A 14132-nucleotide genomic window follows, 5' to 3' on the forward strand; every position below is an offset into this window, starting at 1 on the left:
GTGTTCGATGAGAGTATCCTTGTTGCCCGGACCGCGATGCCCGCCACCACCCTGTGAGGAACCCGATGGCTCGTCCCAGACAGCATGCCCCCGAGGCACTCCATGCCCATGTCATGGAGGCCTGTGATGCCTGGCTGCAGCAGCATCCGGCCCACACGCTGTCGCTGCGGGCCCTGGCGCGCGAGGTCGGCTGTGCCCCCAGCACCCTGCTCAAGCTCTACGGCAGCTTCAGCAACCTGCTGCAGCACGTCAACGTCGAGACCCTGGCCCGCCTGCGTGGCGTGATCGAGCCCCTGCTCGCCGACGAGGTCCCCGAGGCGCGCCTCAAGGCGCTGGCCCGGGCCTACTGGCAGTTCGCCCGCCAGGATGCCCATCGCTGGCAGCTGCTCTTCGATTATCCGCTGGCCCAGGAGGGCGAGCTGGACCAGCGCCAGAACGAGATGATCGAGGGCCTCTTCCTGCGCGTGCAGGCGACCCTCAAGGAGTACCAGCCGGCCCTGGACGATCTGGAGGCCTGGCGGCTGAGCCGCACGCTGTGGGGCAGTGTACATGGCCTGGTCCAGCTGGGCCTCAACGAACGCCTCGGCTACTGGCAGGGCGAACCGCTGGAGGTGGGCGACCTGCTCGACCAGCTGCTCTCCACCATCCTGGCCGGCCTCAGGCAGGCGCCGGACGCGCCGTGATGACCCCGCTGCTCTGGGGGGTCACGGGACTGGCGATGGCGGCGGGCAGCTGGCGGCTGGCCAGTGCCCCGCGGCCCCTCCTGCGGCGGCTGCTCGCCCTGCTGCTCCATCTCCTCTATCGCCTGCGCTTTCGCGGTCGCGGGCAGATCCCGCCGCATGGCCCCGCCATCGTCGTCTGCAACCATGTCAGCTTCATGGATGCGCTGGTGGTGGGCGTGGCCAGCCCCCGTCCGCTGCGCTTCCTGATGGACAAGCCGATCTACGACTCGCCCTGGCTCAACTGGCTGTTTCGCCGGGTGGGGGCCATCCCCGTGGATGCCGATCGGCGCGACCCGGGCAGCGTGCGCCAGGCGCTGGCCGAGGTCAGCCGGGCGCTGCGCCAGGGCGAGGTGGTGATGGTGTTTCCGGAGGGGCGGCTGACGCCGGACGGCGAGATACAGCCCTTTCGCCGCGGCCTGGAGCTGATCCTGGCCAGGGACGCCGTGCCGGTGATCCCGGCCGGGCTGGCCGGCCTCTGGGGGTCCTGGACCTCCCATGAGGGGGGCAAGGCGCTGACCCGGCCGCCCCGGCGCTTCCGGGCGCGGGTGGCGCTCTACTTCGGCGACGCGATACCGCCCGCCGAGGTGAGTCGCAGGATGGTGGCGGCCCGGGTGTGCGCGCTCAAGGCCGAGGCCGATCGCTGGGCCGTGCCCGCTCGTCGGGGGTAGCCTCGGCTCAGGCGCGTCGCGGGGCGCGCCTTACCTGCTGCCAGCAGCGTGCCGCCGTGATCAGGTTGTCGCGCACCTCGAGGATCTCCATGCGCACGCTGTCGATCTGCAGGCAGGCCGGGCCGTCGGGGAAGGACTCCAGGTGCTCGAGGATCACGCCGTTGAGGGTCTTGGGGCCATCCGTGGGCAGCTGCCAGCCCAGCGCCTTGTTGATGTCGCGGATGTTGGCGGTGCCGTCGATCACGTGGCTGCCGTCTTCCTGCGGGTGGATCTCCTGGTCGAGCCCCGCCACGTCGGTGGTGAACTCGCCGACGATCTCCTCGAGGATGTCCTCCAGGGTCACCAGCCCCTCCACGTCACCGTACTCGTCTACCACGATCCCGATGCGCCGCTTCTGTTTCTGGAAGTTGAGCAGCTGCGTATGCAGCGGGGTGGACTCGGGAATGAAGTAGGGCTCCCGGGCTTCCTGGACGATGGCCGCCTTGGTCACGTCGCCGCGGGACAGGAAGCGCGCGGCGTTGCGCAGGTGGAGCATGCCGATGATGTTGTTGATGTCGCCTTTGTAGACCGGCACCCGGGTGTGCTGGCTGGTGCGGATCTGGGCCAGGATCTCCTCCAGGTCATCGTCCAGGTCGAGGCCCATCACCTCGTGGCGCGGCACCATGATGTCGTTCACGGTGACGTTCTCCAGGTCGAGGATCGACAGCAGCATCGACTGGTGACGGCGGGGGATCAGGGTGCCGGCCTCGTGCACCACGGTGCGCAGCTCGTCGCGGGTCAGGTGGTCGGCGCCGCCGTCGATGCTCTTCACGCCCATCAGCCGCAGCAGGCCGTTGGAGATGGCGTTGACCAGCCACACCAGCGGGTAGAGCAGCTTGAGCAGCGGCTCCAGGGCCAGCGAGGCGGGGTAGGCGATGCGCTCGGGCTTGATCGCCGCATAGGTCTTGGGCGTGACCTCGGCGAAGATCAGGATGGTGATGGTCAGCAGCGCCGTGGCCACGGCCGGGCCCGTGACCTCGCCGAAGAAGTGGATGGCGATGATGGTGGCGATGGAGGCCGCCAGGTTGTTGACGAAGTTGTTGCCGATCAGGATCACGCCGATCAGCCGGTCCGGCCGCGACAGCAGGCGCATGACCCGCTCGGCGCGAGAGTCGCCGCTGCTCGCCTGGTGGCTCAGGCGGTAGCGGTTGATCGACATCATTCCGGTCTCGGAACTGGAGAAGAAGGCGGACAGGCAGACGAGCAGGAACAGCAGGCTGAACAGTAGTCCCAGCGGGAAGTCGTCACTCAAGGTCGAAGGATCCTCAAAGGCGTATCAGGCTCGAGTTGTAGGGGCTCGGTCATCCGGTGTCAAGGCGGGTGCCGGCCTCAGCTTCGGTGGAGCACGATCTCCAGCACGAACTTGCTGCCGAAGTAGGCCAGCAGCAGCACGAGGCAGCCGCCGAGGGTCCAGCGAACCGCCCGCATGCCCCGCCAGCCGAGACGATGGTGGCTGAACAGCAGGGTGGCGAAGATCACCCAGGCGGCCAGCGAGAGGATCGACTTGTGGGCCAGATGCTGGGCGAACATGTCGTCGACGAACAGGAAGCCGCTGGCGATCGACAGGGTCAGCAGGATCATGCCGGCCCAGATCAGTTCGAAGAGGATCCGCTCCATGGTGGTCAGCGGGGGCAGGGACTGGACCACGCCGCGGATGTGATGGTGGCGAAGGGCCTGGTTCTGGATGCCCAGCAGCACCGCCTGGATGGCGGCGATCGCCAGCAGGGCGAAGGCCAGCGCGCTGCTCAGGGCGTGCAGGGCGATGCCCGGCGTCATGCCGGTGCCGCGCTCCGGGCTCGGCAGGCCGGCAGCCAGCAGCAGGGTCAGGCCGGCCAGGGGCAGCAGGCCAGTGGCGATGTTGAGCACCGGCTTGAAGACGCTGACCACCAGCAGCAGCAGGACCGCCAGCGCGCTGACCAGCACCGCGCTGGTCGAGAGGCCGGGCAGCAGCGAGTCGCCGCGGGCCAGCAGCGTGGCCGCCAGGGGCAGGTGGCAGAACAGTCCGAACAGGCACAGAACGCGCACCAGCCGGTCGCGCGGCGGTACCCGTCGGGCCAGGGCCAGGCCCTGCCAGGAGGCGGCCCCCAGATAGAAGAGGAAGGCCATGACGGCAAGTGATAGCGGCTGCATCGATCGCTGTCCGTGCGCCTTCGCCAGCGCCTGAGCTTGAGGAGTGAGGTCGCCACTATACCGAATCCGTCCGGCGGCGCACAGCACAGCGGCGAGCCTGCCGGTGCAGCGAATGCCGGTCATGCATGGAGACTGTCGGCCAGGGCGCGTATAATTTTCGACCATTGCAGGGAGCCCCCGGCCGACGTCGGTTCGGTCTCCCCGGCCATCGTGATTGGAGAGGCCCCATGTTCCAGAACCTCAGCGAGCGTCTGTCCCAGACGCTCAAGTCCATCAAGGGTCAGGCGCGCCTGACCGAGGACAACGTCAAGGACACCCTGCGCGAGGTGCGTCGGGCACTGCTCGAGGCCGACGTCGCGCTGCCGGTGGTCAAGGACTTCATCGAACGCGTGCGCGAGCGGGCCGTGGGCCAGGAGGTCTCCCAGAGCCTTTCCCCGGGCCAGCAGTTCGTCAAGATCGTCCAGCAGGAGCTCGAGGCGACCATGGGCGAGGCCAACGAGGGACTGACCCTCAAGGGCTCGCCCGCGGTGGTGCTGATGGCGGGCCTGCAGGGCGCGGGCAAGACCACCTCCGTGGCCAAGCTGGCGCGCTACCTGCGCGAGCGCGAGAAGAAGAAGGTGCTCGTGGTCTCGGCCGACGTCTATCGTCCGGCGGCCATCGACCAGCTGGAGACCCTGGCCCGCGAGGTCGAGGTCGACTTCTTCCCGTCGCGCTCCGACCAGCAGCCGGTGGCCATCGCCGAGGCGGCCATCAAGCACGCGAAGATCCAGTTCCACGACGTGGTGCTGGTCGATACCGCCGGCCGCCTGGCCATCGACGAGGCGATGATGGCCGAGATCCAGGCGCTGCACCAGGCGGTCAAGCCGGACGAGACGCTGTTCGTCGTCGACGCCATGACCGGCCAGGATGCCGTCAACACCGCCAAGGCCTTCCACGAGGCGCTGCCGCTGACCGGGGTGATCCTCACCAAGGCCGACGGCGACGCCCGTGGCGGCGCGGCGCTGTCGGTGCGTCACGTCACCGGCAAGCCGATCAAGTTCATGGGCGTGGGCGAGAAGGTCGACGCCCTCGAGCCCTTCCACCCGGACCGGGTGGCCTCGCGCATCCTCGGTATGGGCGACGTGCTCTCGCTGATCGAGGATGCCGAGCGCACGGTCGACAAGAAGAAGGCCGAGCAGCTGGCCAAGAAGGTCAAGAAGGGCCAGGGGTTCGACCTGGAGGACTTCCGCGACCAGCTCCAGCAGCTCAAGAAGATGGGCGGCATGGGCGGTCTCATGGGCAAGCTGCCGGGCATGGGGCAGATGGCCGAGATGGCCCAGGGGCCCGGCCCCGAGAAGGAGATGGGCAAGCTCGAGGCGCTGATCAACTCCATGACGCCCCAGGAGCGCCGCAAGCCCGAGATCATCAACGGCTCGCGCAAGCGTCGCATCGCCGCCGGCGCCGGCCTCCAGGTGCCCGACCTCAATCGCCTGCTCAAGCAGCACAAGCAGATGCAGAAGATGATGAAGAAGGCGGGCAAGAAGGGCGGCATGCAGAAGATGATGCGCGGCATGTCCGGCATGATGGGCGGCGGCGGCCCAGGCGGGCCCGGTGGCATGGGCGGAATGGGCGGTCCCGGCGGGATGCCGTGGCGCTGAGTCCTCCCGTGGTACGGCGGCACCCGCAAAAAGGTTTCCAAGTCGGGCGCTTTTCCGTAGAATGTCGCGTCTTCACAGGCACGACCGCGATCGACGCGGTCATCGTCGTGACCGAATGACCCGAAGCCGGGCCGTCGGCCCGCTTCCCTGAGCAGATTGTCGAGGGCCAGCAGGGTATCGGCACCTCGGCCGAAACATCCGCAACTTCAACCGAAGGATAGTCAACGCATGGTTACCATTCGTCTGGCACGTGGTGGCGCCAAGAAGCGTCCCTTCTACCACCTCACCGTGACCGATTCCCGCAAGTCCCGTGATGGTCGCTTCATCGAGCGCCTGGGCTTCTTCAATCCCGTGGCCCGTGGCCAGGAAGAGCGCCTGCGCGTCGACCTGGAGCGCATCACCCACTGGCAGAGCCAGGGTGCCCAGCTCTCCGACCGCGTCGCCGAGCTGGTCAAGGAAGCCCGCAAGCAGGCCTGAGGGCTGACTTGCCGGCTGCAACGGTCCAGGGGTCGTCGATGAGCGAACACGCGCAAGCGACGCCAGCCGACGATCACGTGGTGCTGGGCAAGCTGACCAGCCCCTACGGCGTCAAGGGCTGGCTCAAGGTGTATTCGTACACCAGTCCCATGGACGGCATCCTCGACTATCCGGCGTGGGTGTTGCGTCAGGGGAGCCGGCTGACCCGCATCGGTCTTGTCCAGGGTCGACGCCAGGGCAAGGGCCTGGTGGCGAGGCTGGAAGGGGTCGACAGCCGCGAGGCGGCCGAGGCCCTGGCCGGTGCCGAGATCCTGCTGCCCAAGGCCGAGCTGCCCGAGCTCGACGGGGATGACTACTACTGGTATCAGCTCGAAGGGCTGAAGGTGGTGACCCGCGAGGGCGCCTCGCTCGGACGCGTCGACCACCTCTTCGAGACCGGCGCCAACGACGTCATGGTCGTCAAGGGCGAGGTCGACGAGGGCATCGAGGCCCGCGAGCGGCTGCTGCCCTTCCTGCCCGGCGAGGTGGTGCTGGACGTGGATCTCGAGGGCGGCGTGATGACCGTCGACTGGGATCCCGAGTTTTGAGTACAGACTCGTCCCCGGCGTCGCCGGCCATGTGGATCGGGGTGGTGTCGCTGTTTCCCGAGATGTTCGAGGCGATCACCCGCCACGGCGTCACGGGCAGGGCGGTGGAGAAGGGGCGCATCGCGCTCGAGTTCTGGAACCCCCGGGACTACGCCACCGACCGGCATCGCACCGTGGACGATCGCCCCTACGGTGGCGGCCCGGGCATGCTGATGAAGGTCGACACCCTGCGCGCGGCCATCCATGCCTCGCGCGAGCGTGCCGAACTCGCCACCGGCGAGCGGGCGAAGGTGATCTACCTGTCCCCCCAGGGACGTCGCCTGGATCAGCGGGGCGTGCAGGAACTGGCGTCGGGCCCGCCCCTGGTGGTGGTGGCCGGACGCTACGAAGGCATCGATGAACGGGTGGTGGAAACCGACATCGATGAGGAGTGGTCGATCGGCGACTATGTGCTCAGCGGCGGTGAGCTGCCGGCCATGGTGCTGATCGATGCCGCGGCAAGGCTGGTGCCCGGAGTGCTGGGCCATCAGGATTCCGCGGTCGAGGACTCCTTCAACGACGGGCTGCTGGACTGCCCGCACTATACCCGCCCCGAGGAGATCGACGGGCGGCGGGTGCCGGATGTCCTGCTCAGTGGCCACCATGGCGCCATCCGGCGCTGGCGGCTGAAGCAGTCCCTGGGGCGGACCTGGCTCAGGCGTCCCGACCTGCTGGAAGGCAGGACGTTGAGTGACGAGCAGCGGACGCTGCTCGAGGAGTTCATCGAGGACTACGCGCTGTCCACGAGGTAGGTCAGGGCGGAGGTGCAGGACGTCACGCGCCCCGAGCGGGCAGGACGGACCTGTGTCACCAACAGCATTCCCGCGCTCTCGAGCTCGACTCGGGCGCCGGGATCACGACACGCCGGCGACGAACCGCATCCGGCGCGTCACGAGACATTATCGAGGAGTTGTTGTCATGAGTAGCAAGAACAAGGTGATCCAGGCGCTCGAGACCGAGCAGATGAGCAAGGAAGTCCCGGCCTTCGCCCCCGGCGATACCGTGGTCGTCCAGGTCAAGGTCAAGGAAGGCAGCCGCGAGCGTCTCCAGGCTTTCGAAGGCGTCGTCATCGGCAAGCGCAACCGCGGCCTGAACTCCGCCTTCACCGTGCGCAAGATCTCCCACGGTGTCGGCGTCGAGCGTACCTTCCAGACCTACAGCCCGCTGGTCGACTCCATCCAGGTCAAGCGTCGCGGTGACGTGCGCCAGGCCAAGCTGTACTACCTCCGCGAGCGCAGCGGCAAGTCCGCCCGCATCAAGGAAAAGCTGGCCTGAGGCGACCGCCTCTGCCCGCGCGTGGTGTCGGGGCCCCAGGCCCCGCACCCGTTCCCGGAACCCCGTCACCGCTGCCGCGGGGCGGGGTTTCGTTCTGATGGGGCCTGTCCGGGAGTCGTATGGGAACTCACATGGAGGCCGGTGCGCTGGTCGATGCCTTCCTCGACGGCCTGTGGCTGGAGCAGGGGGCGAGCGACAACACCCTGGCCGCCTATCGCCATGACCTGACCCGCTGGCAGGCACGCCTGGAGAGCGTCGGCGAGGCGCTGCTCGCGCCGGCGAGCGGGACCCTGCCGGCCTGGCTCGACGAGCGTCGCGAGGCCGGCTATCGCCTGCGCAGCAACGCCAGGCTGCTCGCCAGCCTCAGGCGCTTCTATCGCTGGGCCCTGGGCGAGGGACTCGTCGACCACGACCCCCTGGTCGAGGTGCGCCTGCCGCGGGTGCGCCCCTCGCTGCCCGACACCCTGGAGGAGGACGAGGTGGAGCGCCTGCTCGCGGCGCCGGACCTCGCCACCGACCTGGGCGTGCGCGACCGGGCCATGCTGGAGGTGCTCTACGGGGCCGGGCTGCGGGTCAGCGAGCTGGTGGGACTGACCACCGATGCGGTCAACCTGCGCCAGGGCGTGGTCAGGGTGCGCGGCAAGGGCGACAAGGACCGCCTGGTGCCGCTGGGCGAGGAGGCCGTGGCCTGGCTCGAACGCTACCTGCGCAGCGCCCGTGGCGCCCTGATGGCCGACATCACCCGGCCGGCCCTGTTTCCCGGACGCGATGACCGCTGCCTGACGCGCCAGGCCTTCTGGTACCGGATCAAGGCCCATGCGCGGGTCGCCGGGATCGACCGGCCGCTGTCACCCCATACTCTGCGGCACGCCTTTGCCACCCATCTGTTGAATCATGGGGCCAATCTGCGTGTCGTACAGCTGCTGCTCGGTCACAGCGATCTCTCGACCACGCAGATCTATACCCATGTGGCGCAGGTGCGACTGGAAGACCTGCATGCCGACCATCACCCTCGAGGCTGAACCATGAGACTATCGACCCTTACCTTCGGCGGAGGCCTGCTCGCCGCCTCCCTGGCCCTGCTTCCTGTCGCCCAGGCCGATCCGGCCGAGCAGCTGGCCGAGACCCTCTCGGTCAACGGCCAGGCCATGCCGGTGGAGCGCGTCCGCGAGACCCCCCTGGAGGGCTTCTTTGAAGTGACGTTGGAGAGCGGCGAGACCTTCTACAGCAACGCCGAGGGAAGCCACTTCCTGGTCGGCGACCTCTACGAGAACGGCGAGAACGGCCTGGTCAACCTCACCGAGCAGCGGCGCAACGCCGAACGCAGTGCGCGCCTCGCCGTTGTGCCGGAGAGCGAGCAGGTGGTCTTCCGTGGCCCCGGCGAGAGTCGCGCCGAGCTCATGGTCTTCACCGACACCACCTGCCCCTACTGTCGCCAGCTCCACGAGGAGGTCCCGCGGCTCAACGAGATGGGCATCGAGGTCCACTACCTGGCCTTCCCGCGCAGCGGCCTGGGCTCGCCGGGCGGGCGACAGCTCCAGCAGGTGTGGTGCGCCGACAATCCGGCCGAGGCCCTGACGGCGGCCAAGCGCGACGAGACGCTGACGGGGTCCGCGGACTGCGACAATCCGGTCGAGGAACAGTATCATCTGGGCATGCAGCTCGGCGTGCAGGGCACGCCGGCGATCGTGCTGCCCGACGGCCGCCTGGTGCCCGGCTATGTGCCGGCGGAGCGTCTGGCCGCCATGCTCGGCCTGACCCAATGATGGCCGAGAGATGACCGACGTCGATGAACGTCGGCACCAGGGGCCCGGACGGGCCCCATAACACGCTGAGACACACGCCAGAACAAGGGGAAAGACATTGAAACCGGTGAGAGTGGGAATCTGTGGCCTGGGGACCGTCGGTGGCGGAACCTTCAACGTGCTGATCCGCAATGCCGACGACATCGCCCGCCGGGCGGGCCGTCCGATCGTCATCGAGCAGGTCGCCTTCCGCAGCCTCAACCCCGAGTGCGACACCACCGGCATCCGGACCACCTCGGACGTCTTTGAGGTGGCCACCAACCCCGACATCGACGTGCTGGTCGAGCTGATCGGCGGCTATGACGTGGCACGCGAACTGGTGCTGACCGCTATCGAGAACGGCAAGCACGTGGTCACCGCCAACAAGGCGCTGATCGCCGTGCACGGCAACGAGATCTTCAAGGCCGCCCACGAGAAGGGCGTGATCGTGGCCTTCGAGGCCGCGGTCGCCGGGGGCATCCCGGTGATCAAGTCGCTGCGCGAGGGGCTCGGCGCCAACCGCATCGAGTGGGTGGCCGGCATCATCAACGGCACCGGCAACTACATTCTCACCCACATGCGCGACGAGGGGCGGGCCTTCGAGGACGTGCTCGCCGAGGCGCAGGCGCTGGGCTATGCCGAGGCCGACCCGACCTTCGACGTCGAGGGTATCGACGCCGCCCACAAGCTGACCATCCTCGCCTCCATCGCCTATGGCGTGCCGCTGCAGTTCGACAAGGCCTTCACCGAGGGCATCTCGCGGATCACCGCCGAGGACGTGGAGCAGGCCGACAACCTGGGCTACGTGATCAAGCACCTGGGGATCTCCAAGCGCACCGAGGCGGGGCTCGAGCTGCGCGTGCACCCGACCCTGATCCCCAAGGAGCGGCTGCTGGCCAGCGTCCATGGCGTCAAGAATGCCATCGCCGTGATGGGCGACGCCGTGGGCCCGACCCTCTACTACGGCGCCGGCGCCGGCGCCGAGCCCACCGCCTCCGCGGTGGTCGCTGACCTGCTGGACGTCGCCCGCGACATCTCCACCGACCACCACTACCGCGTGCCCTACCTGGCCTTCAGCGGCATCGGCGACGACGTCACCCAGCTGCCGATCATGCCCATGGAGGACATCATCACCGCCTACTACCTGCGGCTGCTGGCGGTGGATCGTCCCGGCGTGCTGGCCCGGGTGGCGACCATCCTCTCCGAGCAGGGCATCTCCATCGAGGCGCTGATCCAGAAGGAGGCCACCGAGGGGGAACTTGTGCCGATCATCCTGCTGACCCACCGCACCCGCGAGAAGCAGATGAACGAGGCCATCCGCCTGATCGAGTCGCTGGCCGACATCGCCGGCCCGGTGACGCGGATCCGCGTCGAGTCATTGGACGAGCAGGAGTAAGCCATGCGCTACATCAGCACCCGTGGGCAGGCGCCTGCGCTGTCCTTCGAGGAGGTCGTGCTCACCGGCATGGCCAGCGACGGCGGGCTCTACGTCCCGGAGACGATCCCCGCCCTCGGCCATGACGACCTGGCCGCCATGGCCGGGCTCTCCTATGCGGAGATCGCCTTCCGGGTCATGAAGCCCTACGTGAACGGCGAGATCGACGACGCGACCTTCCGCGGCATCGTGGAGGAGGCCTATGCCACCTTCAGCCACGATGCCGTGGTGCCTCTCAACCAGCTCGACGCCAACCATTTCCTGCTCGAGCTCTTCCACGGCCCGACGCTGGCCTTCAAGGATGTGGCGCTGCAGCTGCTCGGCCGGATCCTCGACCACTTCCTGAAGAAGCGTGGCGAGCGGGCGGTGATCATGGGGGCGACCTCCGGGGACACCGGGTCGGCGGCCATCGAGGGCTGCCGGCACTGCGACAACCTCGACATCTTCATCCTCCATCCCCACCAGCGTGTCTCGGAGGTGCAACGCCGCCAGATGACCACGGTGCTCGCCGACAACGTCTTCAACGTGGCCATCGAGGGAAACTTCGACGACGCCCAGGCCATGGTCAAGGCGAGCTTCGCCGACCAGTCGTTTCTCGACGGCACCCGGCTGGTGGCGGTGAACTCCATCAACTGGGCGCGCATCATGGCCCAGGTCGTCTACTACGTGGCCTCCGCCGTGGCCCTCGGCGCCCCGCATCGGGCGGTGAGCTTCTGCGTGCCCTCGGCCAACTTCGGCAACGTCTTCGCCGGCTACATCGCCAAGCGCATGGGGCTGCCGGTGAAGCAGTTCATCATCGCCACCAATGCCAACGACATCCTGCATCGGACGCTTGCCGACAACGATTTTTCCAAGCAGGAGCTCAAGGCCACGCTGGCCCCGTCCATGGACATCGTGGTGTCGTCCAACTTCGAGCGCCTGCTGTTCGAGGCCTACGGTCGCGACGGGGCCGCGGTGGCGGCCCTGCTCGAGCGCTTCCAGGCCGAGCCCACGGCGCTGGCCGATGCGCCCCTGGCCCGGCTGCGCGAGAGCTTCGCCAGCCACAGCGTGGACGATGCCACCATCCTTGAAGTGATCCGCGAGGCGCACCATCGCACCCAGGAGATCCTCGATCCGCACACCGCCACCGGCTACCGGGCGGCGGAACGGGCGCGCGCCGATGCCGAGACCCCGGTGATCACCCTGGCCACGGCCCATCCGGCCAAGTTCGCCGAGGCGGTGGTCAAGGCCGGCTTCCCCGGCGTGCCGCTGCCGCCGCACATGGACGACCTGCTCGAACGCGAGGAGCGCTACACCGTGCTGCCCGCGGAGCTCTCGGCCGTGCAGCGGTTCGTTGTCGAGAACCGTCGGTAGCCTTCCCCCTTGGGGCTGACCCGGTGACAGGCCGGCGAGGAGGCGCTGTAAACCCATCCCTGGGCGCTACCGATGCCATCCCTGGCATCGGACCTCCTCTTCGGCCTGTCCCCGGCGCCCTGCCTGGGCATGGCGGTCATGCATCGCCGTGCCGGTGAGCGCGAATCACAGGAGTCTGGTTTGGATGCCGTTACCGATCCCATCGACCTGAATGAACGGCTGCGCCCGCGGATCGAGCCGCGCCCCCGCGACGAGGCGCTCTATGCCCGTGCCCTCGAGGAGGGGATGACCGAGCTCCAGGCCCGCGTGCTGGCCGGGCGGATCCAGGGCTACCAGGGCGAACTCGCGCCGCTGGTCTCGCCGAGCCTGCGCCACCTGGCCCACCCCGAGCGGCTCACGGATGCCCGCCGGGCCGCGGAGCGCATCGCCCAGGCGGTGGTGGACGGCGAGCACATCGGCATCCTCACCGACTACGACGTGGACGGCATCACCTCCCATGTGGTGATCCGGCGCACCCTGGTCGAACTGTTCGGGGTGCCCGAGGCACGGCTGCACAGCCTGATCGGCCACCGCATCCATGACGGCTACGGCATCAGCCTGCCACTCGTGGAGCGCACCCTCTCGCTCTCCCCGCGGCCGAGCCTGGTGATCACCGCCGACTGCGGCAGCTCTGATGAGCCACGCATCGCGCGACTCAAGGCCGCCGGCGTCGATGTGGTGGTCAGCGACCACCATGCCCTGCCGCTGGAGGGGCCGCCGGCCTCGGCCTACGCCACCGTGAACCCGACCCGCGAGGACTGCGACTACCCGGATCCGACCATCGCCGGCTGCATGGTGGCCTGGCTCGTGATGTCGCTGGCCCGGCAGGTGCTGGTCGAGTGGGGCGTGCTGGCGCCGGCCACCCCGAAGCTGTCGCCCTGGCTCTCCTACGTGGCACTGGGCACCGTGGCCGACTGCGTGTCGCTGGGCGACAGCGCGACCAATCGCGCCGTGGTCCACCATGGCCTCACCCTGATCAATCGCATGGAGGCGGCCTGCTGGCGCGCCATGGCGGCCCGGCTGGGGGCCGACAGCGTGCCCTTCGACGCCGAGACCCTGGGCTTCCAGATGGGGCCGCGCATCAATGCCCGTTCGCGGCTCGACGATCCCTATGCGGCCCTGCACTTCATGCTCGCCGCGGACGACACGGTGGCCCAGCGGCACCTCGAGACGCTGGACCAGGACAACCAGTCCCGCAAGGCGATCGAGGCCGAGATGGCCCAGGAGGCCAGGACCCTGGCCCTGCCGGCCCTGGCCGCCGACGCCCCGGCCATCGTGGTCTACCTGGAGGACGGCCACCCCGGGGTGCAGGGCATCGTGGCCTCCCGACTGGTCCAGGCCTTCGGGCGCCCGGCCCTGGTCCTGACGCCGGCGGCGGCCCCCGGCATGCTGACCGGCTCCGGGCGCTCCATCGAGGGCCTGCACCTGCGCGATGCCCTGCAGCGCACCTTCGAGCTGGCACCGGAGACGCTGCCGCGCTTCGGCGGCCACCGCGGCGCCGCCGGGGTGGGGGTGCCGGCCGAGCATCTGGAGGGGTTCCGTGCCGCCTTCCTGCAGGCCGTCGGCGAGCAGCTGGGCGATGCTGAGCTGCGTCCGCGGATCCTCACCGATGGCGAGCTCTCGCCCCACCAGCTCAGCCTCGCCACCCTGGACGAGCTCGAGCGGCTCGGGCCCTATGGCCGGGAGTTCGATGCCCCGCTCTTCGAGGGCGAGTTCCTGGTCGAGGCGCTGCGCCCGGTGGGTGCCGACGGCAGCCACCTGATGCTTGAGCTCTCGGCCGGGCCCGCGAGCCGGAAGGCGATCTGGTTCCGCGCCCTCACCCCCGGTGAGGTGCCGGCCTTCGGCGTCGGTGCCACGCTTCACTGCGCGTTCAAGCTCAACCGAAACCGCTGGCGAGGGCGCGAGTCCCTGCAGCTGATGCTCGAGCACGCCGAGCCTCGATAAGGA

The 14132-nt window shown here is 68.8% G+C and carries 14 protein-coding genes; 12 read left to right on the forward strand and 2 right to left on the reverse strand.

Going from position 1 to position 14132, the window contains the following annotated elements; genetic code table 11:
- Positions 1–65 precede the first annotated feature (65 nt).
- Together BOX17_RS09725 and BOX17_RS09730 are read left to right on the forward strand one after the other, a co-directional pair.
- The gene (locus tag BOX17_RS09725; RefSeq protein ID WP_071944070.1) at positions 66–683 is read left to right on the forward strand and encodes a TetR/AcrR family transcriptional regulator; all 618 of its coding nucleotides are present in this window, start codon (positions 66–68) and stop codon (positions 681–683) included.
- Positions 683–1390: a 1-acyl-sn-glycerol-3-phosphate acyltransferase gene (locus BOX17_RS09730; protein WP_083582126.1), complete on the forward strand. Its 708-nt coding sequence runs from the start codon at positions 683–685 to the stop codon at positions 1388–1390. Before BOX17_RS09725 ends, BOX17_RS09730 begins: the two co-directional genes overlap by 1 nt.
- A gap of 7 nt (positions 1391–1397) precedes the next feature.
- On the opposite strand, the gene BOX17_RS09735 is transcribed toward BOX17_RS09730, so the two are convergent.
- Both BOX17_RS09735 and BOX17_RS09740 read right to left on the reverse strand, forming a co-directional pair.
- Entirely contained in the window at positions 1398–2681 is a 1284-nt protein-coding gene (locus BOX17_RS09735; RefSeq protein WP_071944072.1) for an HlyC/CorC family transporter, read from the reverse strand.
- A gap of 77 nt (positions 2682–2758) precedes the next feature.
- Positions 2759–3559, reverse strand: coding sequence for a cytochrome C assembly family protein (locus BOX17_RS09740; protein WP_071944074.1), 801 nt, complete (start codon positions 3557–3559; stop codon positions 2759–2761).
- Positions 3560–3786: 227 nt separating this feature from the next.
- Between BOX17_RS09740 and ffh the strand changes: the two genes are divergently transcribed.
- The 10 genes from ffh (at position 3787) to BOX17_RS09790 (ending at position 14129) form a co-directional block, all read left to right on the forward strand.
- Positions 3787–5196, forward strand: coding sequence for a signal recognition particle protein (gene ffh, locus BOX17_RS09745; protein WP_071944076.1), 1410 nt, complete (start codon positions 3787–3789; stop codon positions 5194–5196).
- 228 nt (positions 5197–5424) lie between these two features.
- Positions 5425–5673 carry a 30S ribosomal protein S16 gene (rpsP, locus tag BOX17_RS09750; RefSeq protein WP_071944078.1) on the forward strand — a complete coding sequence of 83 codons (249 nt, stop codon included), beginning with the start codon at positions 5425–5427 and terminating at the stop codon, positions 5671–5673.
- A 38-nt stretch (positions 5674–5711) separates the two neighbouring features.
- Positions 5712–6260, forward strand: a complete 549-nt coding sequence (gene rimM / locus BOX17_RS09755; protein WP_071944079.1) for a ribosome maturation factor RimM — start codon at positions 5712–5714, stop codon at positions 6258–6260.
- A gap of 29 nt (positions 6261–6289) precedes the next feature.
- A complete protein-coding gene (gene trmD / locus BOX17_RS09760) occupies positions 6290–7051 on the forward strand; it encodes a tRNA (guanosine(37)-N1)-methyltransferase TrmD (protein WP_071944081.1) in 762 nt (253 codons plus the stop codon).
- A 166-nt stretch (positions 7052–7217) separates the two neighbouring features.
- Positions 7218–7574, forward strand: a complete 357-nt coding sequence (gene rplS, locus BOX17_RS09765) for a 50S ribosomal protein L19 (RefSeq protein ID WP_071944082.1) — start codon at positions 7218–7220, stop codon at positions 7572–7574.
- 119 nt (positions 7575–7693) lie between these two features.
- Positions 7694–8596 (forward strand): site-specific tyrosine recombinase XerD, encoded by a 903-nt coding sequence (xerD, locus tag BOX17_RS09770; RefSeq protein ID WP_083582127.1) that lies wholly within the window; start codon positions 7694–7696, stop codon positions 8594–8596.
- Between the two features lie 3 nt (positions 8597–8599).
- Complete coding sequence (locus BOX17_RS09775) at positions 8600–9340, forward strand: DsbC family protein (protein ID WP_071944086.1); 741 nt, start codon at positions 8600–8602, stop codon at positions 9338–9340.
- 97 nt (positions 9341–9437) lie between these two features.
- Complete coding sequence (locus BOX17_RS09780; RefSeq protein WP_071944088.1) at positions 9438–10754, forward strand: homoserine dehydrogenase; 1317 nt, start codon at positions 9438–9440, stop codon at positions 10752–10754.
- A 3-nt stretch (positions 10755–10757) separates the two neighbouring features.
- The gene (gene thrC / locus BOX17_RS09785; protein WP_071944090.1) at positions 10758–12146 is read left to right on the forward strand and encodes a threonine synthase; all 1389 of its coding nucleotides are present in this window, start codon (positions 10758–10760) and stop codon (positions 12144–12146) included.
- Between the two features lie 285 nt (positions 12147–12431).
- Complete coding sequence (locus tag BOX17_RS09790) at positions 12432–14129, forward strand: single-stranded-DNA-specific exonuclease RecJ (RefSeq protein WP_425268709.1); 1698 nt, start codon at positions 12432–12434, stop codon at positions 14127–14129.
- Positions 14130–14132 lie beyond the last annotated feature (3 nt).

The organism is Halomonas aestuarii (genome assembly GCF_001886615.1).
In the GTDB taxonomy this organism is placed as follows: Bacteria; Pseudomonadota; Gammaproteobacteria; order Pseudomonadales; family Halomonadaceae; genus Halomonas; species Halomonas aestuarii.